At 64.6% G+C, this 21,979-nt stretch carries 24 protein-coding genes; 11 read left to right on the top strand and 13 right to left on the bottom strand.

The window, feature by feature from the left end; translation table 11 throughout:
- Positions 1 to 95: 95 nt before the first annotated feature.
- The gene (locus tag CH296_RS00185; protein ID WP_094658835.1) at positions 96 to 620 is read left to right on the top strand and encodes a DUF1992 domain-containing protein; all 525 of its coding nucleotides are present in this window, start codon (positions 96 to 98) and stop codon (positions 618 to 620) included.
- On the opposite strand, the gene CH296_RS00180 is transcribed toward CH296_RS00185, so the two are convergent.
- The gene (locus CH296_RS00180) at positions 604 to 2,169 is read right to left on the bottom strand and encodes an NAD-dependent epimerase/dehydratase family protein (protein WP_094683710.1); all 1,566 of its coding nucleotides are present in this window, start codon (positions 2,167 to 2,169) and stop codon (positions 604 to 606) included. The two genes, CH296_RS00185 and CH296_RS00180, sit on opposite strands and share 17 nt — an antisense overlap.
- Positions 2,166 to 3,395: an aminotransferase class I/II-fold pyridoxal phosphate-dependent enzyme gene (locus tag CH296_RS00175; protein WP_094683709.1), complete on the bottom strand. Its 1,230-nt coding sequence runs from the start codon at positions 3,393 to 3,395 to the stop codon at positions 2,166 to 2,168. Before CH296_RS00175 ends, CH296_RS00180 begins: the two co-directional genes overlap by 4 nt.
- Positions 3,396 to 3,771: 376 nt before the next feature.
- Between CH296_RS00175 and CH296_RS00170 the strand changes: the two genes are divergently transcribed.
- A complete protein-coding gene (locus CH296_RS00170; protein ID WP_032397437.1) occupies positions 3,772 to 4,890 on the top strand; it encodes an acyl-CoA dehydrogenase family protein in 1,119 nt (372 codons plus the stop codon).
- Between the two features lie 3 nt (positions 4,891 to 4,893).
- Here CH296_RS00170 and CH296_RS00165 read toward each other — a convergent pair whose 3' ends face one another.
- The gene (locus CH296_RS00165; protein ID WP_032397436.1) at positions 4,894 to 5,496 is read right to left on the bottom strand and encodes a ribulose 1,5-bisphosphate carboxylase large subunit; all 603 of its coding nucleotides are present in this window, start codon (positions 5,494 to 5,496) and stop codon (positions 4,894 to 4,896) included.
- A gap of 54 nt (positions 5,497 to 5,550) precedes the next feature.
- Here CH296_RS00165 and CH296_RS00160 point away from each other — a divergent pair, with 54 nt between their 5' ends.
- The 3 genes from CH296_RS00160 to CH296_RS00150 all read left to right on the top strand — a co-directional run bounded on the left by CH296_RS00160 (position 5,551) and on the right by CH296_RS00150 (position 7,981).
- Entirely contained in the window at positions 5,551 to 6,735 is a 1,185-nt protein-coding gene (locus CH296_RS00160) for an NAD(P)H-binding protein (RefSeq protein WP_094683708.1), read from the top strand.
- The gene (locus CH296_RS00155) at positions 6,735 to 7,445 is read left to right on the top strand and encodes a CPBP family intramembrane glutamic endopeptidase (RefSeq protein WP_094645320.1); all 711 of its coding nucleotides are present in this window, start codon (positions 6,735 to 6,737) and stop codon (positions 7,443 to 7,445) included. Before CH296_RS00160 ends, CH296_RS00155 begins: the two co-directional genes overlap by 1 nt.
- Before the next feature lie 98 nt (positions 7,446 to 7,543).
- Positions 7,544 to 7,981, top strand: a complete 438-nt coding sequence (locus CH296_RS00150) for an Lrp/AsnC family transcriptional regulator (protein ID WP_032397433.1) — start codon at positions 7,544 to 7,546, stop codon at positions 7,979 to 7,981.
- Here CH296_RS00150 and CH296_RS00145 read toward each other — a convergent pair.
- Positions 7,953 to 10,667: a molybdopterin cofactor-binding domain-containing protein gene (locus CH296_RS00145; RefSeq protein ID WP_094683707.1), complete on the bottom strand. Its 2,715-nt coding sequence runs from the start codon at positions 10,665 to 10,667 to the stop codon at positions 7,953 to 7,955. The genes CH296_RS00150 and CH296_RS00145 overlap by 29 nt on opposite strands.
- A complete protein-coding gene (locus tag CH296_RS00140) occupies positions 10,664 to 11,476 on the bottom strand; it encodes an FAD binding domain-containing protein (protein ID WP_032397431.1) in 813 nt (270 codons plus the stop codon). The genes CH296_RS00145 and CH296_RS00140 overlap by 4 nt, the downstream gene beginning before the upstream one ends.
- Before the next feature lie 216 nt (positions 11,477 to 11,692).
- On the opposite strand from CH296_RS00140, the gene CH296_RS00135 reads away from it, so the two are divergent.
- Together CH296_RS00135 and CH296_RS00130 are read left to right on the top strand one after the other, a co-directional pair.
- The gene (locus CH296_RS00135; protein ID WP_094683706.1) at positions 11,693 to 13,261 is read left to right on the top strand and encodes a PucR family transcriptional regulator; all 1,569 of its coding nucleotides are present in this window, start codon (positions 11,693 to 11,695) and stop codon (positions 13,259 to 13,261) included.
- A gap of 9 nt (positions 13,262 to 13,270) precedes the next feature.
- Positions 13,271 to 13,903 (top strand): DUF2461 domain-containing protein, encoded by a 633-nt coding sequence (locus CH296_RS00130; protein WP_094683705.1) that lies wholly within the window; start codon positions 13,271 to 13,273, stop codon positions 13,901 to 13,903.
- 10 nt (positions 13,904 to 13,913) lie between these two features.
- Here the strand turns inward: CH296_RS00130 and pucL are convergent, their stop codons facing one another.
- From pucL to uraD (CH296_RS00110), 4 genes are read right to left on the bottom strand one after another with little or no spacing between them, the layout of a single operon-like run.
- The gene (pucL, locus tag CH296_RS00125; protein ID WP_094683097.1) at positions 13,914 to 14,834 is read right to left on the bottom strand and encodes a factor-independent urate hydroxylase; all 921 of its coding nucleotides are present in this window, start codon (positions 14,832 to 14,834) and stop codon (positions 13,914 to 13,916) included.
- Position 14,835: 1 nt separating this feature from the next.
- On the bottom strand, positions 14,836 to 15,162 hold the full coding sequence (uraH, locus tag CH296_RS00120) for a hydroxyisourate hydrolase (RefSeq protein ID WP_032397427.1): 327 nt from the start codon (positions 15,160 to 15,162) through the stop codon (positions 14,836 to 14,838).
- A complete protein-coding gene (gene uraD, locus CH296_RS00115) occupies positions 15,159 to 15,662 on the bottom strand; it encodes a 2-oxo-4-hydroxy-4-carboxy-5-ureidoimidazoline decarboxylase (protein ID WP_032397426.1) in 504 nt (167 codons plus the stop codon). Before uraD (CH296_RS00115) ends, uraH begins: the two co-directional genes overlap by 4 nt.
- 10 nt (positions 15,663 to 15,672) lie before the next feature.
- Complete coding sequence (uraD, locus tag CH296_RS00110) at positions 15,673 to 17,577, bottom strand: 2-oxo-4-hydroxy-4-carboxy-5-ureidoimidazoline decarboxylase (RefSeq protein ID WP_094683704.1); 1,905 nt, start codon at positions 17,575 to 17,577, stop codon at positions 15,673 to 15,675.
- A gap of 175 nt (positions 17,578 to 17,752) precedes the next feature.
- Between uraD (CH296_RS00110) and CH296_RS00105 the strand changes: the two genes are divergently transcribed.
- On the top strand, positions 17,753 to 18,289 hold the full coding sequence (locus tag CH296_RS00105; RefSeq protein ID WP_094683789.1) for an NTP transferase domain-containing protein: 537 nt from the start codon (positions 17,753 to 17,755) through the stop codon (positions 18,287 to 18,289).
- Here CH296_RS00105 and CH296_RS00100 read toward each other — a convergent pair.
- Positions 18,280 to 18,804, bottom strand: coding sequence for an alpha/beta fold hydrolase (locus CH296_RS00100; RefSeq protein WP_094628562.1), 525 nt, complete (start codon positions 18,802 to 18,804; stop codon positions 18,280 to 18,282). The genes CH296_RS00105 and CH296_RS00100 overlap by 10 nt on opposite strands.
- A 167-nt stretch (positions 18,805 to 18,971) precedes the next feature.
- On the opposite strand from CH296_RS00100, the gene CH296_RS00095 reads away from it, so the two are divergent.
- The 3 genes from CH296_RS00095 to CH296_RS00085 are packed head-to-tail and all read left to right on the top strand — an operon-like array spanning position 18,972 to position 20,586.
- Positions 18,972 to 19,373, top strand: a complete 402-nt coding sequence (locus tag CH296_RS00095; protein ID WP_094683788.1) for a VOC family protein — start codon at positions 18,972 to 18,974, stop codon at positions 19,371 to 19,373.
- A 29-nt stretch (positions 19,374 to 19,402) separates the two neighbouring features.
- Positions 19,403 to 20,026, top strand: a complete 624-nt coding sequence (locus tag CH296_RS00090) for a class I SAM-dependent methyltransferase (protein ID WP_094683787.1) — start codon at positions 19,403 to 19,405, stop codon at positions 20,024 to 20,026.
- On the top strand, positions 20,026 to 20,586 hold the full coding sequence (locus CH296_RS00085) for an AAA family ATPase (RefSeq protein WP_094628580.1): 561 nt from the start codon (positions 20,026 to 20,028) through the stop codon (positions 20,584 to 20,586). Before CH296_RS00090 ends, CH296_RS00085 begins: the two co-directional genes overlap by 1 nt.
- Before the next feature lie 13 nt (positions 20,587 to 20,599).
- Here the strand turns inward: CH296_RS00085 and CH296_RS00080 are convergent, their stop codons facing one another.
- From CH296_RS00080 to CH296_RS00070, 3 genes are all read right to left on the bottom strand, one after another.
- Positions 20,600 to 21,286 carry a haloacid dehalogenase type II gene (locus CH296_RS00080; RefSeq protein ID WP_094645306.1) on the bottom strand — a complete coding sequence of 229 codons (687 nt, stop codon included), beginning with the start codon at positions 21,284 to 21,286 and terminating at the stop codon, positions 20,600 to 20,602.
- Positions 21,283 to 21,708 (bottom strand): DUF1707 domain-containing protein, encoded by a 426-nt coding sequence (locus CH296_RS00075; protein ID WP_094645304.1) that lies wholly within the window; start codon positions 21,706 to 21,708, stop codon positions 21,283 to 21,285. The genes CH296_RS00080 and CH296_RS00075 overlap by 4 nt, the downstream gene beginning before the upstream one ends.
- 66 nt (positions 21,709 to 21,774) lie before the next feature.
- Positions 21,775 to 21,979: biotin/lipoyl-containing protein (locus CH296_RS00070; protein ID WP_143546281.1), on the bottom strand; the 205-nt coding region annotated here is incomplete at its 5' end.

The raw sequence follows: 21,979 nt of genomic DNA, 5'->3' as shown, positions 1-21,979 counted from the left end.
CCGCCGCGACCCCGGCCCCGGCCCGCACACCGGTCCGGGGCTTCCTCGTGTTCCGATCTGGCGAACAGCGCAGCCACGGATCTACAGTCGGTGGGGTGACCGAGCGCAAGGAACCAGGAGTCACGTTCGAGTCCTGGGTGGACAAACAGATACGTCAGGCGCAGGAAAACGGCGCGTTCGAGAATCTGGAAGGGACCGGCAAGCCGATCCCGATGGGGGATCCCGGTGACGAGTTGTGGTGGGTGCGAGGCTTTCTCAAGAGGGAGAACCTGCCCGCCGACGCACTGCTGCCGACCGCATTGCAGCTCCGCAAGGAGATCGAGCGGCTGCCCTCGACGCTCATCGCCATCCGGCGCGAGGACTCGGCGCGAGATGTGCTGGACGAGTTGAATGCTCGCATCGTCGACTGGATTCGGTTCCCGACGCCGCCGGTCGTGCCGCTCGGCCCGGTGGACGTCGAGACCTGGATGGAGAGTTGGCGGATCAACCGCGCCGAGGTCGACCGACTCGCGCGCGAGCACGCCGCTCAGGCGGCCCGGACGTCCGGTGCCACGACGACGGGCGTCGGCCGACCGTCGTGGTGGACGCGTATCGGCAGCAGGTTCATCCGGCGGCGCTGAGGCCCGGTGTCGTCGCGCACAGGGCCAGTGCATCGGCGGCGGTCGACACGAACGGAATGCTCGAGGTCCCGTCGACGCGAGTCCGGTCCGGCAGCAGGCCGTCGGATCGGCTGGGCTCGTCCATCGTCGTCCAGCCGGTCGCCCGCCGGACGATACCGCCGATCAGCGTGTCCGCTGCGTGGCGAACACCGCTGCGCACCGTGATCGGCGCGGTGTCGAGTTCCACCCGAGCGAACCGTGACGCCGCATCCACGGCGGCGGTGGTCTGCGCCGCCGACGATCGACCGCGCCGACCCGTACTCAAGCCGTGCCCGGGGAGATCGAGCACGACGACATCGACGCCTCCGGCCGCGATGTCCGACGCCAACGTCGTCAGATACCGCCCGTGCGTACCGGTGTCCGCCAGAAGAACGACGGAACGATCGGATCCCGTGGACGACCGATGGATCTCGACGTGCACGCTTCCGTGACCGGTATCGAGCTGTCGATGGTCGATCTGCAGGGCCGCGAGGTCCGCGCGGCTCAGCTCCACCGCCTCGGAGGCCGGGCGTAGGGCGGCTTCGCAGGCGATGCCGCGTGCGAGGGCGTCACCGCGCCGAAGCAGCGGCTTGCCTTGTAACAGAATCATCACCGCCGCGCTCTCGTGTGCCGTGAGAGTCGGTGCCCAGCCGGTGGCGCGGCCGAGGGCAGAGGAGTCGACGATCGGTTCGCCCGGTGTCACCCACTGCCCGGAGAAGGGCGTCAGGCCCAGCCGAAACGCCACGTTCGCGACGTGGGTCGCGGCTTTCTGGGGAACGTCGAACATCACCTGCCCCTGCATCGCGGCGAGTTCGCGTACACCGACCCAGTCCACCGGACCGAGGTTGTACGGGCCGACGAGGTCGGTCTTCGCGGCTCGGTGGAACGCGTCGGCCATGTCGTCCTGATACAGGAATTGATACGACGCGCGATCCGCGTCGGGAAAGGCTCCCACCGGGCCGGTGAACTGATCGATCCCGTCGTTGGAGAAGTCGGGTCCGACGATGTAGGTGCACCGCAGCATGGAGATGGCCATCTCCTCGGGGTGTCTGCGTAGCCACCACTCCGCGTAGTGCTCTACCTCGGCCTTGTCGTAGAAGTAGTAGCGGCCCGGGTCACCTGTGGGATAGGTGTTCTCGGTGAGCGGTTCCGGTGCGATGTCGGCACCGTACGCGTTGATGCTCGACGCGATCACCACCCGCGCGACGCCCGCTCGGTACGCCGAGTCGATCACGTTGCGTGAGCCGCGCAGGTTGATGTCGTGAGTTTCGGTCTTGTCCCTGAGCTCCTCGACGACGAACGCCAGATGCAGGACGGCATCGCAGCCGTCGAACAGCGTCTCGAGATCCGGCGACCGGATGTCCGATCGGACGGAGGTGAACTTGGGGTGTTGTATTCGCGCAGGCCGACGGGCGATGCCGACGACCGTGTCCACCTCGGGGTCGTCGAACAATCTGGGCAGGATCGCGGCCGCGAAATCGCTGGTGGCGCCGGTGACCGCAATACGAAGACCGCGGGTGTGCTCACTCATCCGGGTAGTCCGGCCACGGCCTCGACGATGTGGTCCGTTGCGGTCGACAGCTGTTGTTCGGTGTGTGTTGCCATCACACACAGGCGCAGTATCGCACCGGATTTCGGCACCGCGGGGTGCAAGGCGGCGCTGGTGAAGATGCCGCGATCGTAGAGGTTCTTCCACAGACTCATGGCCACCAGATCGTCGCCGACGTGGAGTGAGACGATCGGTGAGGCCGTGTCTCCGTGCGGGGTCGCGGAGCGACCGGCTACGTCGAGCCCGGCCGCCTGCAATCCGCCGCGCAGCATCTCGGCGTTGTCGAGGACGCGCCGAGCCCGATCCTTACCTTCGTCGCTGCGGATCAGCTTGACGGAAGCCAGCGCGGCTCCCACCGCAGCAGGCACGCCGGAAGTCGTGAACAGGAAGGCGCGGGCCTTGACTCGCAGGGTGTCGATCAGATCACTCGATCCGGTGACGAACCCGCCGGTGGAGCTGGGGCTCTTCGACAGTGACGCCATCGTGACGTCGACGTCCTTGGTGATGCCGAACAGCTCGGCGGCTCCGGTGAGTTGGGGCCCGTAGATGCCGAGGCTGTGGGCTTCGTCGACCATCAGTGCCGCGTGATAACGGATACACAGCTCGGAGACGGCATCGAGCGGTGCGAGGTCGCCCTCCATGGAGTAGAGGCCGTCGACGATGACCAGCACGGCCCCGTCGTCGACGACGGGCTGCTGGAGTCGGGCCTCGAGATCGGCCATGTCGTTGTGCTTGAACTTGACCACCGACGCTCCGGAGAGCGCGCTGCCGTCGCGGATCGAGGCGTGGGCTGCAGAATCGACGATCACCGTGTCACCGGGGCCGACGATCGCGCTGATCGTTCCGAGATTCGTCTGGTAGCCGGTGGTGAAGACGAGTGCGTCGTCGGTTCCGTGCCACTGGGCGATCTCGTGTTCGAGTTCGAGGTGGAGGTCCAGGGTGCCGTTGAGCAGGCGACTTCCGGTGACGGCACTGCCGAACGTGTCGAGCGCGTGCTGAGCACCCTCGACCACCTTCGGGTGGTCGGCGATGCCGAGGTAGTTGTTGGAACCGAGCATGATCTTGTCTTCGCCCTCGACGCGAACGACGGGAGCGACAGCCGATTCCATCTTGCGGAAGTAGGGGACCACATCGGCTTCTCGGACGGCCCGCAGCAAATCCACGCGTTCGTCGCCGCCGAGTCGTTTCACCAATCTGTTGACAACCATCGTGTACCAGAACTCCTCACAGAGTCGATTGTGGTTCGTCGCGAATTCATGATTTGATTCGGAGCCGGCGGCGACATCGATCGGTATTCGACGAAAGAATATTCGATGTTTCGATAGACGCTTTCGCAACGGAAATCAGTCGGTAAAACGGCCCGAAAAAATGATCTCGGTATTTTTTGATCGCCAAGATTTTACGATATCTTTAGTTTATCTGTGCAGGTCACAGGGTATCGTCGATGGTCAGCGCGAATTCACCTGCTCCACCGCTGTGATTATGGATTACGACCGATATGTCGCGATCAAGTGATGGCACAAAACGGCGTAGATACAATCAATCAGTGGCACACAATCGATTAGTGACACAAGGAGAAGAACTGTGACTGGATTAATGGTGCGCGAAAGGGAAACCCTCGAGAAGTACATGCCGGGTTTGATGCACTATCTGGACACAACCCCGCTGGATCGACTCGAGTCGCGTGAGTCGGACGCGATCGACAAGTTTCGAGAATTCGGTGGCACCGGTTTGGTGGTTCCGACCGAACTCGGGGGTCTCGGTGCTCCGGCCATCGACGCGGTCCGGGCGCAGCGGGCCATCGGGTCGCGGTCGCCCTCTCTGGGTGCGGGAACCACGATGCACCATCTCTCGGTCGCCTCGCTGACGGAATTCGCTCGCGGTGCCACCGAGGACGACCGTGCCTTGATCAAGGGACTGGTCGAACAGAAGGCGATCGTCGCCTCCGGATTCTCGGAGGGCGTGACCGGCGGGAGTGTGTTCATCCCGACGATGACCGCGGTGAAGAAGGGCGAGAACTACATCGTCAATGGCAGCAAGAAGCCGTGCAGCCTGGCACGATCGATGGATCTGCTGACCTGCAGCGTGGAGATCGACTCCGGCGACCGTGCCGTCGCCCTGATCCCGGCAAGTCTCCCGGGAATGAGCGTGAAGCCGTTCTGGACCACCGACATCCTGGCCGGCGCGCAGAGCGAAGAGGTCCTGCTCGAGGACGTCGAAGTGCCTGCCAGTCTGGTTCTGCCGAACAAGGACGACGACCCCGACGGTGTGCACGAGATGACCGGATACCTCTGGTTCGGCATGCTGATCTCGGCCAACTACATCGGTGCAGCGACGTCTCTGCTCGAGCGCATGATCGAGCAGGACAAAGGCGACTACGAGGGATACGCTCGCGCGGCGGCCGAACTGGAGACGTCGATGGCGGCGATCGAGAACGTGGCCCGCGCCTTCGACGAAGGTGAACGCGGGCAGGACATCTCGGTGAGGTTGTTGTTCAACCGCATCGCCGTTCGCGACGCTCTGGTGCGGGGCAGTTCCGCTGCGGTCGAATCGTTGGGCGGGATCGGCTTCATCAAGTCACCCGAAATCGCTTATGTCGCAGCGGCATTGCACGCCTTTGCTTTTCATCCGCCGTCACGGCGATCGATCTCGGAGACCCTCGCCCGGTTCCACGCAGGCGAAGAGTTCGCCTTCGTCAAGTAGGGGTCAGTCCTCGAATCGCTCTTCGTCGGCCAGCTTGTCCTCGCCGCGGTTTCGGAAGAACTTGAATCCGGGGATTCCGATGACCGCGCGCCGGACGTCCTTGGTGACTCCGAGCAGCTCGTGAATCTCGGGGGACACCGTGTCGAGGGTGGCGAGGATGGGAAGCAGCGCTTCCATGTGAGCGAGGAGTCCAGGCAGCTGATCGACCATGGCGATCGCTGCGTCGACTTCCTCCTCCGAGAGGTTGTCGACGAACTTGCGGGCCATGGGTTCGGATTTCTTGGCGATGGGATCGAACAACTCGATCAGTTCGAGCGCGGTGTGCGAGGCGACCGATGCCGAGGCGACCACGTCGTCCGCGGCACCGGTCGTCCGCTGCACGCTGGCGACCACGGCGTCGGCGGAGTCGATCACGTGATCGATGCGTGTCATCAACATCTCAATACGCGTCAGCAGTGCTTCGATTCGGCCGGGGAGGGTAAGCGCGAAAGCGGTCGTGGTGAGCATCCAGCCCGCTCCGGCCCGCGCTACCGCGACTCCGCGCCGGAGCACCGTTTCGGTACCGAGGGGATCGGGGAGAACCACACCTGCCAAGACCAGAGCCATAGGAGCGACAATGCCACACCGACACCACGCCCCGAGTGCCGTTAGCCTCGACGCATGAGAGCTCTCGTCACCGGTGCCAGCGGATACATCGGGTCGCGGTTGGTGGCAGCGCTGCTGGCCGACGATGCCGACGTCGTCGTCGGCTCCCGAACGCCGGACAACCTGCGGACCTTCGACTTCTTCGACTCCGTCACCGCAGTCTCGCTCGACGTCACCGACGAACGGTCCTGCGCGGCCGCGTTCGCGGAATCCGGTGACATCGATGTCGCCTACTATCTCGTTCACGCCATCGGCGAGTCGGATTACCGCGCGCAGGACCGACGATCCGCCGAGCAGTTCGCAGCCGCGGCCGCCCGTGCGGGAGTACGCCGAATCGTCTACCTCGGCGGTTTCGTACCCGACGACGACCATCTGTCGGAGCACCTCGCGAGCCGGGCGGACGTCGGCGAGGAACTGACGGTGGACGGCGTCGAGCTGGTCTGGCTCAGAGCGGCCATCGTCCTCGGTGCCGGTTCGACGTCGTACGAGATGTTGCGTTACCTCGCGGACCGCTTGCCGGTGCTGCCGCTGCCGAGTTGGCTGGCCGAGCCCGTGCAGCCCATCGCCGTCGACGACGTGCTGCACTACCTGGTGGCGTCCGCCGACGCCGAGACGGTTCCGGCGGGCTCCTACGACATCGGTGGGCCGGATGTGGTGCCGTATCGAGATCTGGTGTTCGCGTACGTCGAGGCTGCCGGTCTCCAGCGCATCGGCGTTCCGGTGCCGCTGGTGCCGACCTCGCTCGCAGGAAAGGTGATCGGAAAGATCATTCCGGTTCCCGCCGGACTCGCCGAGGATCTCGTCGGATCATTGCACAACACGATGACGACGTCCGAGAGTCGGATTCGCGAGCTCGTTCCCGACCCTCCCCGAGGTCTCACCACGATTGCCGACGCCATGGCCCGTAGTGTGCGGGGAATGGTCGGTGACCCTCCCGGTGTGTGCTCCCTGAAGGATCCGCTTCGGCTGGCGAACACCGACGCGGCGTGGAGCGGCGGTGACGCCCTGGGGATCAGGCGTCGCGGTGTCGCGGCGTCGTCGGACCGCACGTGGGGGTTGATCGAAGCCCTCGGTGGGCGTCGACTGCTGTACTCGAAGCCCGTTGCGGCGGCGGTGCGGACCAATCTCGACGTGATGGCCGACGTGAATCGACGCGCGAGGTCGGTCGTGCGCCGACTGACCGATACCGAGGAGGCGTGATGGGAACGTGGTCCACGACCGCGCTCAACGTGATGAAGTCAGCTCTGGTCGACCCGGTCGAGCGCGATCACAAGGAGTCCGACGCAGCGTTCCGCAAGCGGCGGATCATCGTGCTGATCACACTGGTGATCGGTGCGACGGTGCTCTATTTCTCGCTCAAGGTCGAGCCGGGCGATCCGGCGTTCTACGCACTGACCCTGGTGTTGGCTGCGGTGTGGACGGTAGGTGGATTCCTTTCGGGCCCATTGCATCTCGGACGCATTCAGGTCGGGGGATCGATCAGGCGACCGATCGTCACACCCATCCTGATCGGCCTCGCCGTCGGTGGGGTGTTCATGCTCGGCGGACTCGTCGTTCGGCAGATACCGCCGCTCGCCGACTTCACCGAGAACGTACTGGCGCACGCTCGGGTGGGTTCGCTGGTGCTCATCGTGTTCATCGCGCTGCTCAACGGCGTCGCCGAGGAGATCTTCTTCCGAGGAGCGTTGTACGCGGCCATCGGCGTCAGGCATCCGGTCATCATCTCGACGGTCGTCTACGCGATCGCCACCCTCGCCTCGGGCAACCCGATGCTCGGCTTCGCCGCGGTACTTCTGGGGTACGTGATGGGACTGCAGCGGCGTGCGTCCGGCGGAATTCTGGCGCCGATCCTGACGCACGTCAGTTGGTCGGCGGTCATGGTTCTCGCCCTACCGCCGCTCTTCGTGTGACCTCTGCCGGACGATCGAAAAGAGGCACAAGCACCGATTCGACCAGCGATAACGGATCTGGCCGCTGATTCGTTCGGGATCTGGGCTACATTGCGCAGGTGAGTGAAAATCTCGATCGCGTCGATCGTTTGATCATCGACGAGCTTGTCTCCGACGGACGCGCCACTCTGGCGACGTTGGCGGAGAAGGCTTCGCTGTCCGTCTCGGCCGTTCAATCCAGAGTCAGGCGGCTGGAGTCCCGACGCGTGATCCGTGGGTACACGGCGCAGGTCGACCCGGAGGCCCTCGGTCGGCCGCTGTCGGCGTTCGTGGCCATCACTCCGATCGATCCCGCGCAACCGGACGATGCCCCCGCCAGGTTGAAGCATCTGTCGGCCATCGAGTCGTGCCACTCGGTTGCCGGTGAGGAAAGCTACGTCCTGCTGGTACGCGTCGAGTCGCCGAGGGCGCTCGAGCGTCTGCTGCAGGAGATCCGAGCAACCGCCAACGTGCGGACACGCAGCACGATCATTCTGCAGACCTTCTACGACCGCTGACCGCACGCCACACCCGGTCCGACGACATGGGCAGGTCGTACAGTCGGGCACCGACGGCGTCACGGATCGCGTTGGCCAGAGCCGGTGCCACGGGGTTGTACGGAGACTCGCTCATCGACTTGGCACCGAAGGGACCCAGACGGTCGTAGGTGTCGGCGAACAGAACCTCGGTGCGGGGAATGTCCGCGAACTGCGGAACGTGATAGCTGCGAATCGAATCGGTGGTGACCAGACCGGCCCCGTCGGTACGAATCTCCTCGTACAGTGCGCTCCCGATCGCCTGGGCGACGCCACCCTCGACCTGTCCACGGCACTGCTGCGGGTTCATCACGGTTCCTGCGTCCGCGCTCTGCACCGACTGCAGTATTTTCACGGTACCGGTGTCCTCGTGCACCGCCACCCGGAACGCGTGCACGTTGAACGCGAGCGAACGCGGCAGCCCACCACTGTTGCCCGCGGTCACGAGGGTGCCTCCTGCCATCGTCAGAACGTCGTCGAGGGTGACGAAGCGATCTCCGCAGCGCACCCCCTCCGGTCCGAGTGTGCAGTCCGAATTCCGGTGTCCGGTCGCGGCGGCGGCCAACTCCAGGATCCGAGTCGACATCGCGCGAACCGCCGCGTACAGGGCCTTGCCCGCCACCACGGTGCCCGCCGAACCGAATGCGCCCGTGTCGTACGTGACCGAGTCGGTATCGGATTGATCGACTCCGATGCGGTCGACGGACGTGCCCAGCTCACTCGCCGCGATCTGAGTGTGGACGGTGGTGGTGCCGTTGCCGAATTCTGCAGTCCCGACCCGTATCTCGTACCGACCCTCGGGCAGCAACGCCACCGAGGTCTCGGCGCGGTGACCGCGCGGCGGAATGGTCGCGATCATGGCCACCGCCATCCCTTCGCCGACCTTCCATCCCGCCGGTGCGTGCTCGCCGTTGCCGCGTCGCAGAGCGGCTTCGGCCAGATCGATGCACTGGTCGAGGCCGTAGCTGCCGAACTGCAGATCGTCCGCCTCGTGGTGGGCGGCGACGATGTCGTCGCCGGGGACGATCACGTTGCGCCTGCGGAACTCGAACGGATCGATATCGATCTCTCGGGCGAGATCGTCCATCGCCGATTCGATCGCGAACATCACCTGCCCCAACCCGTAACCGCGGAAGGCTCCGGACGGAATGTTGTTGGTGTACACGGTTTTCGCGTCGACCCGCTTGTTGGCGCACCGGTAGATCGCCACCGACTCGCCGCAGCCGTGGAACATCACACCGGCACTGTGGTTCCCGTAGGCACCGGCGTCGGTGAGGACGTCGATCGCCAGGGCCGTCAGGATACCGTCGGCGCTCGCGGCGGCGGTGACGTCGACACGGAACGGGTGACGACACGGCGACACGGTGAACTCGTCCGTGCGCGTGAACTCGAACTGCACCGGTCTACCGGTACGCAGTACCGCCAGCGCCACCACGTCCTCGGTGAGCAACTCCTGCTTGCCGCCGAATCCGCCGCCGACGCGCGCGGTGAACACGCGGACGCGATCGCGTGCCAAGCCGAAGATCTCGCAGATCTCGTCTCGCACCAGAAACGGAACCTGAGTGCTGGTGCGCAGATTCAGCTTTCCGGTCTCGTCCAACCAGCCGATGGTGCCGTGGGTTTCCAAGTGCACGTGCTGAATCCGCTGAGTGGTCCAGCGACCGGTGACCACCGCAGCTGCGTCGCGAACGCCTGCGTCGACGTCCCCGGTACTGCCGTGCAGCTCGGCCACCAGATTGCGCGACGGATCCGCGATCCGAGCCGTCGCGTCCTTGTCGCCGTGGATCTTCGGCGCATCGTGGGCGAGCGCGGACTCCGGATCGAACACTGCGGGCAGCACGTCGTACTCGACGACGAGAGCGCGGCACCCTTCCTCGGCTGCCGCGACCGATTCTGCTACCACGATCGCCACTCGCTGGCCGATGAAGCGCACGACGGTATCGAGAACGTGGGTGTCGTCCGGATCGTCGACGCGGCGGTCGTGTCGGGCCGTCGAGAACGCGGTTCTCGGACTGTCTTTCGCAGTCAGGATCAACTCGACGCCCGGCACCTGCTCGGCCGCGCTGGTATCGATGGACACGATCCGGGCATGTGCATGTGGACTTCCGAGAACACTGGCGTGCAGCAATCCGGGAGGGGTGTGGTCGAGTGTGTACGGCTCGGTTCCGGTGACGATGCGGGTACTTGCCGGTGCCGCGAGGGACCGTCCACACGCCGGACCGTCGACGGACTTCTCGGTGTTGACCACTCCGCAGACCGCGTCGGACACGGCGCGATACCCGGTGCAGCGACACAGGTTTCCCTTCAGTCGTTCGGGAAGCTCGTCCAGATCGCCCTCGGTCAGCGTCGAGGCCGTGACGATCATTCCCGCAGTGCAGAACCCACATTGGAATCCGGCGGCTTCGACGAACCGGCTCTGCATCGGATGGAGATCGTCCGGTGTACCGAGCCCCGCAACGGTGGTGACGGACCGGTTCGCTGCACGGAACGCGGGGAAGATGCACGAATGCACCGGTTCACCGTCGACGAGAACCGAACATGCGCCGCAGTCGCCCGCGTCGCACCCCTTCTTCACCTCGAAGTGGTCGTGTTCACGGAGCATGGTGCGCAGACACTGACCTGGCCGTGGAGTGACATCGGTCGGCACACCGTTGATGTCTACGATCATGACAACTCCTCGCGAATCTGCTGCGCTGCAGTGCAACTGATGTGACGCCGCCAGTCCGGAGCCCCGTGGGGGTCGTCGTACCAGTGCTGGGGACCGATGGTGGCGGCGAGCGCGTCGTCGAGCTCGCCCGCCGTCGGCAGGGCCGGGAAGCGCAGAACGAACGGACGGACGGTCGACGCGCTGACGGTCAGAACGAACTCGCCGCCCTCGTCGACCCGCCCGATCACCACGGCCGCCGATCGGCCGAGCGGTGACAGCGCGAGCTTGCGCATCGCCGTTCGCGACTGGAGAGCGTGCAGTGGAACATCGATACTGCGCAGCACGTCTCCCGGTCGGAGGGCATTGGCGTGCGGGCCCGTGACCAGGTCTGCGATCGCGATGCGATAGTCGTGATCGGGGCCATCGCCCGACCACACCTGCCCGACGCCGTCGAGGGCTGCGGTCAACGAGATCATCGCTCCGGCAGGAAGAGCCAGCGCGATGTTGCCGCCGACGGTGGCGGTCTTCCAGATCTTGAACGAGGCCAACAATGCTGCTGCGCAGCGGGGAAACAGCGCGGTGGCCGGCCACGGAGAGGTGTAGCGTGCCAGCGTCTCGATGGTGCACGTCGCGGCGATCGAGAGCCCGGTCTCGGTGACTGTCAACGGCTCCCAGCCCAAGGCGGTGATGTCGACGAGGGTGGCCAGATGGTCCTGCTTCTCCGAGAACAGCCAGGTACCTCCCGCGAGGACCGCAGTGTCCACACGTCCTGGCGGAAGGTCCGCGCGGGAGCCGGGAAGCACGATGTCGTCGACAGTACCGAGATCCATGGTCGTCGTTCACCCCTCGTCCTCGCCGGCGGATCCTCCACGCCGGCAGATCCACCAGCCGATGTGTTCTCTCGAACTGTAGTGAGTATCTGTTACCGATCTTCGGTCGTTCGGCGATACGCCCGAAACCCGGTGGAAACAACCCACACATACTGTTTCTTCCTACGCGCTCGGCTGTTTCGGGCACGCTCAGCGAGGGCCGGGGGAGGAACCGCAGTGCAGGTCAAGGACTTGCTGGACGCCGCGCAGCTCGGCATTCGATTGCTCACCTCCGATACCGACGCACTGGGTCGGACGTTGCGATGGACGTACACGACGGATCTGCCCGACCCGTCGCGCTACATCGCGGGTGGTGAGCTGGTCATCACCGGTCTCGTATGGCATCGAACGCGCGCGGACAGTGAGATGTTCGTCCGGGCCGTCACCGAATCGGGAGCGTCGGCACTGGCCGCCGGTGAAGGGCTTCTCGGCCACGTCCCACCCGATCTGATCGAGGCCTGCGAGCGGCACGGTCTACCGCTGCTCGCAATACCCGAGGCCGTGTCGTTCGGGGAGGTGACCGAGTTCCTCGTCGGCCGTGTCACCGGAGACCGCATAGCCATGCTGAACACCTCGCTCGTCCGGCAACGTCAGCTGCTCGCGGCGATCGCGGACGGCAGGGCGCTCGACGAGTTGGCGTTGCACACCTCCAGGGAGACCGGGATGGCGTGTCTGATCTTCACCGCGACCGGACGTCGGCTGGTCGCCGAGGTCTCGGCGTTCACCGATGCCGACGTGGACACGCTGACGCACGCCGCGCTGTCCTCCGAAAGGCTCCCCACGACAACCACTCTCGGTGACGGCGATGTGTACAGCATCTTCGGTATCGGACCGTCGCTCGTGCAGCGGACCACGCGATGGTTCCTCGCAGTGGCCGGAGACATGGCGACGTTCCCACCCGCCATCTCCGACGCGTTCGGTCAGCTCGCGGCGATCGCCGCGCTCGATCGTGCTCGACGCGAGGAGGGGCGGCTGGTCCGTCGTGAAATCGCCGACCAGGCAGTGGCGTTGATCGAAACCGACAGCACCAGACCCGAAGCCATGACGCGGCTGCGCCAGGCAGGAGTCGACCCGGACCGCTCGCTGGTCGTCGTCAGGGTCGTCCACAGCGGACGGATCGACCTGCGCGAGATGCTGCGCACGGTTCTGAGCGACACCCTGACCTCCTTCGGCGGCGGGTGCGTCGGATGCAGCACGCACGGCGACATCGTCGCCGTCGTGAACACCGACGATCCGAGCTTCACGCACACACTGCGAACCCGATTGAGCCGCTTGGGCTCCGGCATCGGACACAGCCGTCTGCTCGTGGGCGTCAGTTCCGAAGCGACCGGGATCACCATCGACGGCGCGCTGCGATCGGCCCGCCACGCACTGGAAATGAGCAGGCAAGGGTCGAGCCCGGTGACCATCACCGCGGGTGCGCAGCCGACATCGGCGGTGACGATGCTCTCGGCTCTGCCCGACGACGTGCGTCGGTCGTTCGTCGAACACGTTCTGGCGCCGCTGCTCGACTACGACAGGCGAACCGATGCCGGTCTGACCGATACCCTCCGCGAGTTCCTGGCCACCGGCGGATCGTGGAACCGAACGGCCGAATCGTTGCACGTACACCTGAACACCGTGCGGTACCGAATCAAGCGAGTCGAGGAGTTGCTGGGCCGCGATATGAGTTCCACCTCGGATCGGCTCGATGTCTATCTCGCGCTTCAATCCATCCCTCGTTCGTCGGCTACCGGGGCCGCATAGGATCGAACGATGACTGGCTTCACCGGAATACCCTTCGCGGCTCTGGACTTCTACGAGGACCTCGAAGCCGACAACAGCAAGCTCTGGTGGAACGAGCACAAGGACGTCTACGACAACGCGGTCAGGGGTCCGATGACGGCGTTGCTCGCGACACTCGAATCGGAGTTCGGTACCGCAAAGGTCTTCCGCCCCTACCGCGACGTTCGCTTCTCCAAGGACAAGACCCCGTACAAGACCCACCAGGGCGGCTTCGTCGCTCGCGGTGACAGTCTCGGCTTCTACGTGCAGATAGATCCCGCCGGATTGTTCGTTGCAGGCGGCTTCTACAACTCCTCGTCCGAGGGCGTTGCCCGCTACCGCCGCACCGTCGACGACGACGTCCGCGGAGCCGAACTCGAGCGGATACTGGCGACGCTGACCAAGGCCGGCTACGAGATCGGCGGCGACAAGCTCAAGACCAAGCCGCGGGGATACGAGCTCGACCACCCGCGCATCGACCTCCTGCGCCACAAGTCACTCACCGCGGGCAGGCATTTCGGCTCACCCGCGTGGCTCGAGACACCCAAGGCCGCGACGAAGGTGCGCGATGCCTGGCGAGCTCTCGCACCGTTGGTGGAGTGGACTGCGGCACTGCACACGTGAACTCAGCGCACTACCCGACGACAGAGTATGTCCGCCAGGCACTTCCGGCGTCCGGGGCATCCTCGCGTTCGACGGTTGCCTGAATCAGACCGTACGGCCGATCGTCCGCGTTGAACACCTCGAGATTGTTCTCGATGCCGAACTTGCCCAGGTCGTAGACGAAGTGATGCTTGTTGGGTGCGGACATGGTGATCTCGGCGATGAACGGATACTTCTCCAGCACCGCCTCGCCCATGGCGTAGAGGGTCTGCTGGAGGGCCAGTGACTGCAAATTGGCGAACCGTTCGATCATCGCCGCCTTCACGCCCGCGTAGACGCCGTCCCACTCGACGTCGGTGGTGGTGTATCGCCACTGCGCTGTCAACGATGTCGCCATCACCCGGTCGGTCGTGGGCTCGAGAATCGTCAGGTCGTCCTCGAGGAATCCGTGGAACTCCGAACCTGTCGACTTGAGAATCACCATTTCCTTGAAGCCGCTGATCACCCACGTCCGCTGCGCGTCACCCTTGCCCTCGACGGTCACCGCCGACGTACGGATCTCCTCGCCCTTGCGGGTCCACGTGTGATCGTGCTCGACGCCGTCGATCACCGCGCGAGCCCACGCGTACTCCTCGAGTTCGATGCGCGCACCCTCCACCGGCTCCACATCGTCGACGAAGTGGCGGGCCAGATCGAGGCCGTAACTCTCCAGGTGGAGCAATCCCTTGGTCTTCGCGTACGCATAAGCGGTCTGCTTCTGAGTATCGGTGGGAAGCACATTGGATTGATCACCCACCAGATGCGCGGGAGAGAAATCGCCACGCAGAGCGCTCGAGACGTTGATGTCGTGGATCTCGTGCCGGGGCGAGTCCCGATAGATCCGCACCACGCGGTTCTCGGCCTTGCCGTACTGATTGGATCCGAGGACGATCTTGCCGGTCAGGTCGGTCATGTCAGCTCCCGCGATAGGTCGAATAAGCGAAGGGGGACAACAGCAATGGGACGTGGTAGTGGGCGTCGGGATCGGTGACGGTGAACGAGATGGACACCTCGGGATAGAAGCTCGGTGTTCTCGTCGCCTCGAAGTAGTCGCCGGTGTCGAACGACAGGCGGTACACGCCCGGATCGATCGGACCGGGCACGACCTCGCCGATGCGGCCGTCGCCATCGGTGGTGGCCGTGGAGATCTCGCCTTCCTCGGGATGGAACAACCGCACCCTCATCCCTACCGCAGGTGTCCCCGACGTCGCGTCGAGGACGTGCGTCGACAATCCCGTCACTGCTCGGGGCCCAGCATGCGGCCGAGGCGAATTCGATTGATCTTGGCCAGTTCCACGCGCAGCACCCGTCTTTCGGTTTCGGCATCGTTGTCGAGCCTCTCCTCGAGGATAGCGAGCAGTTCCTCCGCGGATCTGCCGGTGGCGCACACCAGGTAGACGTGACCGAACTTCTCCTCGTAGGAACGATTTCCCGCCGCCAGCTTGTCGAGCACCTCGGTGCCCGCGCTCGTCACCGCGGCCTGCTCACGTTTCGACGACGGGTTGTCGGCCTTGCCTCCGATCCGAGGATGACCGTCGAGCGCATGGTCGATCTCCGCCTCGGGTAGTTCGGCCAACACCCGATCTGCTCTGTCCAACAGCATGTCTCGGCTGTCGAAGGGGCGACCGTGGGCGACTCGACGGGCCCAGATCGACGACGCGCAGCACTCGTAGAGCGCATGCATCGCCTGCCTGTCACTGAGCCGATTGAACCCGTCGAGCCCTATCCATTCGTGTAGCAACTCGCGCTCTCTATCTGAAATCGTTGATGCGACCGAACCGCGCGGCCGCGATCGGGTTGGCATCGGCCACGAGATCGTCGAACCGGTAGTTGGCGATCTTGGCAATCTCGATCATCGCGAACGACCGCTCGGCCGACGGTGCGTTCTCGACGCGAGACCAGCCGTTGGCCAGGACTCGATCGTAGCGTTCGGTCTCCCGCGCGCAGATCACCAGCGGGAAGCCGAAGTGTTCCCTGTACTCGGCGGCGAGTTGGACGATGTTGTTGTGTTCGTCCTCCTCGAGGTTGGACAGGCCGACGTGATCGGCCGCGTTGAGGGTGCCGGTGGCGTCCTCGCTGCCGAGATCGGGGTAGCTGTTGATCAGCTCGATCTGTTCCTCGGTGGTGCCGGCCAACAGTGCCTCCTGGAAGGCCTCGCGCAGACCGTGCGCATCGGCGAAAGGGCGCTGCTGGTAGGCGCGTTCGACCACCCACGGAGTGCCCTGCACCAGGCCGCCGAACGTGGCGGCGAAGTCCTCGGCGGACATCTCGTTGACCTTGTCGAGGGTGATGCCTTTACCCGGACCGCCTGCAACCGCCTGGCCGCGGTTGCCGATGTGGAAGAACAACACGTTGAGCACGATCGCGGACACCGCGCCGAGAACGATGCCGCTGCCGAACAACATCTCGAGCCAATCCGGCACGCCCTCGGAGACCGACGGTTGAATGGTCACCAGCATCGCCAGTCCGAGACTGGTGGCCACGATGATCAGGTTGCGATGATCGGTGAAGTCCACCTTCGACAGCGTCTGGATTCCGACCACGGCGACGGTCGCGAACAGCGCCAGCGCGGCACCACCGAGTACCGGTGGCGGGATGGACGCGACGACCGCCGCGGTCTTGGGCAGCAGGCCGAGCAGGATCATGATGCCGCCGGCCACGGCGACGACCCACCGGCTGCGCACACCGGTCAGGCGCACCAGGCCCACATTCTCCGAGAACGCCGTATACGGGAACGAGTTGAACGTACCGCCGATGACGGTGGCCACTCCGTCCGCCCGCAGAGTCGCTGCGATGTCGTCCTTCTTGATGCGCTTGCCGACGATCTCACCCGTCGCATACACACTGCCGGTGGTTTCGACGGCGATGATGAGCATGACCACGATCATCGAAATGATCGCGATGACACTGAATTTGGGTACTCCGAACAGGAAGGGTTGGGTGAAGCCGACCCACGATGCATCCGAGGTGCCGTCGAAGTTCATGTCTCCCAGCACGAATGCCACGGCGCTTCCGATCACGAGGCCGAGCAGCACGGCGATGGTGGCCATGAAGCCCTTGAAGAAACGTTGGATCAGCACGATGATCAGCAGCGTGCCGATCGCGTACGCCATCCACCGGCCGTTCGTCGGATCCTGCTCGTGCGTAGCGGGATTGGTCACCGCATCGTTGACGGCCACCGGGAGCAGCGCGACACCGATGATCGTGATGACGGTACCGGTCACCACCGGCGGGAAGAACCGCAGCAGCTTGCTGAAGTACGGAGCCATGAAGAAGGTGACGAGTCCGGCGACGATGACGGCACCGTAGACGTACAGCAACCCCTCGGTGCCGCCGCCGTTCGCCATCGCGATCGCGATCACCGGAGAGACACCGGCGAACGTCACACCCTGCAGCAGCGGGAGTCGAACGCCGACCTTCCAGAATCCGACCGATTGAATGATCGATGCGATGCCGCAGGTGAACAGATCCGCATTGATCAGGTGGATCAACTGTTCGTTGGTCAGTCCGATCGCGCTGCCGATGATGATCGGTACCAGGACAGCGCCTGCGTAGAACGCGACGACATGTTGGAACCCGTAGGCGGCAAGTTTCGGAACGGGAAGCACTTCGTCGACAGGATGGACACGTTTGCGTGTGGTGGGCTTGACGGACATGGGTGGGCACCTCGCGGAAGCAACAGGGCAGGATTCCTGCGACGCTGCAGGAGAAGTGCACTAAGAATCAGCCATCACGCCTATCCTCGCTAGTCGAGCGCGCACAAACTTCGGGGCGTACTCGACGTGGACGTTGTGCGAACATCCAAGACTCCATCCAACGGAGAAGGGAGCGATCGTGTCGGACCTGGCCGTCGGAGTGCTACTGGCCGCCGGTGCCGGAACGCGATACGGATCGCCCAAGGTTCTCGCCCACGACGGGCTGTGGTTGCGGACGGCGGTGCAGGCGCTGCGCGACGGTGGCTGTGATCGCGTGGTCGTGGTTCTCGGCGCAGCAGATGCGCCCATGCCCGACGGCGTGATCGCGGTGCACACGCCCCACTGGAACCAGGGCATGAGCGCCTCCTTCACCGCCGGTTTGGCGGCGACGGCGGACGCGGAATACGCGGTGGTGCACGTGGTCGACACCCCGGACGTCGGACCCGAGGTGGTGCGGGCAGTACTCGCCGCCGCGCGGGAAACCGGTCTCGCCAGGGCCGTGTTCGACGGCCGTCCCGGCCATCCTGTCGTTCTGGCGCATCGACACGTGGACGCAGCCGTGGCATCGGCATCGGGAGACTCCGGTGCCCGAGACTTCCTGCGGGGAAGAGACGACGTCGTTGCCGTCGAATGTTCGCACTGGGCAACGGGAATCGATCACGACTATCGGTGAGCGCCCGGTCGGAGGATTCGAGCGGCAACGGCGTCGATCATGCCGTCGAACTGATGACCACCGGTCGGGAACTCGACCACCGTCGCCGACGGAAGAGCCTTCGAGTTCAGCGCCAGGTGAGAAATGGGAACCACGTCGTCGTCCCCGCAGTGAAGCAGCGTCAGGTCGGTCTCGGGCTCCTGGGTGGTGAACGCGTAGTCGGCGACGTCCCACCCACGCGGCGTCCAGTCCGGCATTGCCAACAGAGTGGCTCGCAGGGGTCGCTCCCGGCGATGTTCTGCCAAGACCCTGACGAGGATCGATGCGCCGAAAGAATGCGCAATCACCGCATCGTCGGGTCCGAGCCGGTCCAGGTGCTGCCGAACTGGTTCGGCCCAGTCCTCGAAACCCATCGCGGTGTCGGGCAGCTCCGGCATCCGAGGGTCGAGGCGCAGAGCCTGCGCAAGCCCGTTGGCCAGCGGTGCGTCGTCGACGAATCCGCCGGCACCGTGAACGAACAGAAGTCTGCCGACCATGCTGTGGTCCTTTCCTCGGCAATGCTGTCATCGGAGATGACCGAACTGCGGCCGTGAATTCACCGGTTGACTCGGATTCGGGGTCCGTGCGAGCATCGGCGGCAGCGTCGCGTGTCGATGACGGACTGCGTCAGGCATGGAGGCGTCGTACTGCCCAGGAGCAGCGCATGTCCATTTCGTTCGATCACACCATCATCGTGGCGAAGAACAGTTCCGACTCTGCGGCGTTCTTTCGCACGCTGTTCTCTCTGCCGGAGGCACCGTCGTGGGGGCCGTTCGTCAACGTGCAACTCACCGACGGCACGCTCGTTCAATTCGCCGAGCCTCCCTTCGACGATATTCAGTTCCAGCACTACGCCTTTCGAGTCAGCGACGATCTGTTCGATGCGGCCTACGCCAGGCTTGTCGACCAGGGCGTCGAGCACTGGGCCGATCCTCGGATGACCGAACCCGGCACCGTCAACACCGGGCACGGTGGCCGCGGAGTGTACTTCCGCGACCCGACCGGTCACTTCTTCGAGATGCTGACGCACTCGTACCTGCCGACGCCGGGTGAGCCGGTACCGTAGCCACCGTGGCCGAGCACCAGCATGTTTCGATGACGAGATCTGTCTACGACACCGTCGCCGAAAGCTACGCCGACCTCGTCCGCGACGAGCTCGACGGCCGACATCTCGAGCACGGATTGTTGGCGACATTCGCGGCCCGGGTACCGAGCGGGTCCGTTCTGGAGGTGGGCTGCGGATCCGGCCGCGTCACCGCGGAGCTGCACCGCCTCGGCCTCGACGTAGCGGGAATAGATTTGTCGCCCAACATGATCGAGGTCGCTCGGCGCGAACATCCGCACCTGCGATTCGGTGTCGGATCCATGGAGGCGTTGGACGCGGGGGACAGCTCCGTCGCCGGGATCGTTGCCTGGTACTCGATCATCCACACCCCTCCGGCGCACCTGCCTGCCGTGTTCGCCGAACTGCATCGAGTGCTCATGCCCAACGGTTCACTGCTCTTGGCATTTCAGTCCGGCGACCAGCGAGTGCGGCTCGAACACGTCTACGGGCACTCGGTCTCCTACGACGCCTATCGACTCGACCCCGACGCAGTCGCGGGCATGCTCGTCGACGCGGACTTCGAGGTGGACGTGCGCGTGCATCGAGCCCCGATGGGGCACGAACCCACGCCTCAGGCGTATCTGTTGGCCCGCACACGAGCAACGCGGTCGTGATTTTCGGACCGGATGCCGCGCTGCCACATCGCCCTGCGCGAATCGTCGTCGCGGGGACATCCGGTTCCGGCAAGACCACGCTGGCCGCGCGCCTCGGGTGCCTGCTCGGCATCGAACACATCGAGATCGACAGCCTGTTCCACGGCCCGAACTGGACACCGCGTCCGACCTTCGAGCACGACGTCGACGAGTTCGTTGCACGTTCTTCGTGGGTCACCGAATGGCAGTATGTCCGAGACCGTCTCGCCGATCGAGCCGAGCTGTTCCTGTGGCTCGACCTACCCCGTCGAACAGTCATGCGGCAGGTGACAATTCGGACGCTACGCCGCAGGTTCGGTAGGCGTGAGCTGTGGAACGGGAACATCGAGCCGCCACTGCACCGCATCTTCCTCGACCGTGAGCACATCATTCGATGGGCGTGGAACACCGATCGGTCGACCACCGAGCGGGTGCGGCAACTGAGTGTGCGCCGCCCAGAGCTGACGATTGTCCGCTTCCGGTCGCATCGGGACGTGGACGCGTGGATTGCGCGCCAACTGATTCCTCTCGCGCGTCACTGAGCGGCAGGTGCGGTCAGCAGCCCAATTGCGTTGCGAGAGATTCGATCGAGTCGACGCTGTGGGTCCAGTCCGACTCCGCGGCGAGGTCGGCGGTCTGGCTCGGCCCGTGTTCGAGTGGACGGGCGACGAAGGCCGTAGCGAACCCGCAGTCGGCTGCTGCCATGAGATCACTGTTGTGGGCAGCGACCATCATGCATTCGCTCGGCTCCAGGCCCAGAATGTCCGCGGTGCGGAGATACGCGTCGGGCATGGGCTTGTACGCCTGGACCGGTTCTGCACCGAGGATCGCGTCCCACGGCAGCCCAGCGTTCTTGGCCATGTCGAGAAGCAACGAGATATTGCCGTTGGAGAGTGGGGCGATGATGAAATCGGTCCGCAGTCTCGTGAGACCGGGCACCGAGTCCGGCCACGGATCCAATCGGTGCCACACGTTGTTCAAGGATGCGACGTCGGCGTCGTCGAGCTGAACGTCGAACTCCGACAGTACGACTCGAAGAGACTCGAGATGAAGTACGTCGAGCCGGGTGAACGGTCGACTACCCGACCTGACCTGTTCCATCGCCGGTTGATACAGGCTGCGCCAGCGGTCGGCGAATGCATGACTGTCCACGTCGGAACCACACAGAGATTCGACCTCACGGGCCACACTGGTGCGCCAATCGACCACCGTGCCGAACACATCGAACAGAAGCGCCTTCAACGATCCCTCTTCTTCTTCCTTTTCTCGTTCTTGGAATGGCCACCTGCCGACAGCACCGCACCCGCCAACGGAATGAGAAGGAAGAAGAGCCAGTTCTGATCGAAGTCGGTGAGGAAGAACAATGCCAGGGAACCGAATATCACCACCGGCATCACCACTGCACGCCAGTCGATACCGGTTCCGGCCGTTGCCGGAACGGGCGACGCCCCGGTCCGAGCAGGTGCCTGGGCCGTACCCGGCGTCGCGGGGAGATCGACGAATACTGTGTCGAGCTCCCCACGCGTCGTGGCCGAAGCGATAGTGGCACTGCGCTCGTCGAACTCGGGAACCGTGAGGCGACCCTCGCTGAAGTGCAGGCTCAGCGCGTCGAGCGCCTTTTCCCGATCAGCTGTACCGATACGAATTTCCGGAAGCTCGGACATTGCTACAGGGTAACGCTATCCAAGGCCCGGATTCGAGCCAAAATTCGCATCGCTACCGATATGTCGTTATTTGATTTCTGCGAGGACGGTGCCTTGGGTGATGGCGTCGCCTGCGGTGACGGTCAGGCCGGTGATGGTGCCTGCTTTGTGGGCGTTGACGGGGTTTTCCATCTTCATCGCTTCCAGGACGGCGATGAGGTCCCCGGCCTCGACGGTGTGGCCTTCGTCGACAGCGACTTTGACCACGGTGCCCTGCATCGGTGCGGTCACC

Source organism: Rhodococcus sp. 14-2496-1d, from assembly GCF_002259365.1.
In the GTDB taxonomy this organism is placed as follows: domain Bacteria; phylum Actinomycetota; class Actinomycetes; order Mycobacteriales; family Mycobacteriaceae; genus Rhodococcoides.
Note: the sequence above shows the minus strand (reverse complement) of the source record. Positions and strands in the feature narration are given on the sequence as shown.

Coding starts and splice junctions, on each gene's coding strand:
- CH296_RS00100 (WP_094628562.1), bottom strand. CDS start 18,804: ATGGTCGGCAGACTTCTGTTCGTTCACGGTGCCGGCGGATTCGTCGAC.
- pucL (WP_094683097.1), bottom strand. CDS start 14,834: ATGACCGACCTGACCGGCAAGATCGTCCTCGGATCCAATCAGTACGGC.
- CH296_RS00155 (WP_094645320.1), top strand. CDS start 6,735: ATGGGAACGTGGTCCACGACCGCGCTCAACGTGATGAAGTCAGCTCTG.
- CH296_RS00160 (WP_094683708.1), top strand. CDS start 5,551: ATGAGAGCTCTCGTCACCGGTGCCAGCGGATACATCGGGTCGCGGTTG.
- CH296_RS00165 (WP_032397436.1), bottom strand. CDS start 5,496: ATGGCTCTGGTCTTGGCAGGTGTGGTTCTCCCCGATCCCCTCGGTACC.
- CH296_RS00075 (WP_094645304.1), bottom strand. CDS start 21,708: ATGTCCGAGCTTCCGGAAATTCGTATCGGTACAGCTGATCGGGAAAAG.
- CH296_RS00145 (WP_094683707.1), bottom strand. CDS start 10,667: ATGATCGTAGACATCAACGGTGTGCCGACCGATGTCACTCCACGGCCA.
- CH296_RS00095 (WP_094683788.1), top strand. CDS start 18,972: ATGTCCATTTCGTTCGATCACACCATCATCGTGGCGAAGAACAGTTCC.
- CH296_RS00140 (WP_032397431.1), bottom strand. CDS start 11,476: ATGGATCTCGGTACTGTCGACGACATCGTGCTTCCCGGCTCCCGCGCG.
- CH296_RS00180 (WP_094683710.1), bottom strand. CDS start 2,169: ATGAGTGAGCACACCCGCGGTCTTCGTATTGCGGTCACCGGCGCCACC.
- CH296_RS00130 (WP_094683705.1), top strand. CDS start 13,271: ATGACTGGCTTCACCGGAATACCCTTCGCGGCTCTGGACTTCTACGAG.
- CH296_RS00090 (WP_094683787.1), top strand. CDS start 19,403: ATGACGAGATCTGTCTACGACACCGTCGCCGAAAGCTACGCCGACCTC.
- CH296_RS00175 (WP_094683709.1), bottom strand. CDS start 3,395: ATGGTTGTCAACAGATTGGTGAAACGACTCGGCGGCGACGAACGCGTG.
- uraD (WP_094683704.1), bottom strand. CDS start 17,577: ATGTCCGTCAAGCCCACCACACGCAAACGTGTCCATCCTGTCGACGAA.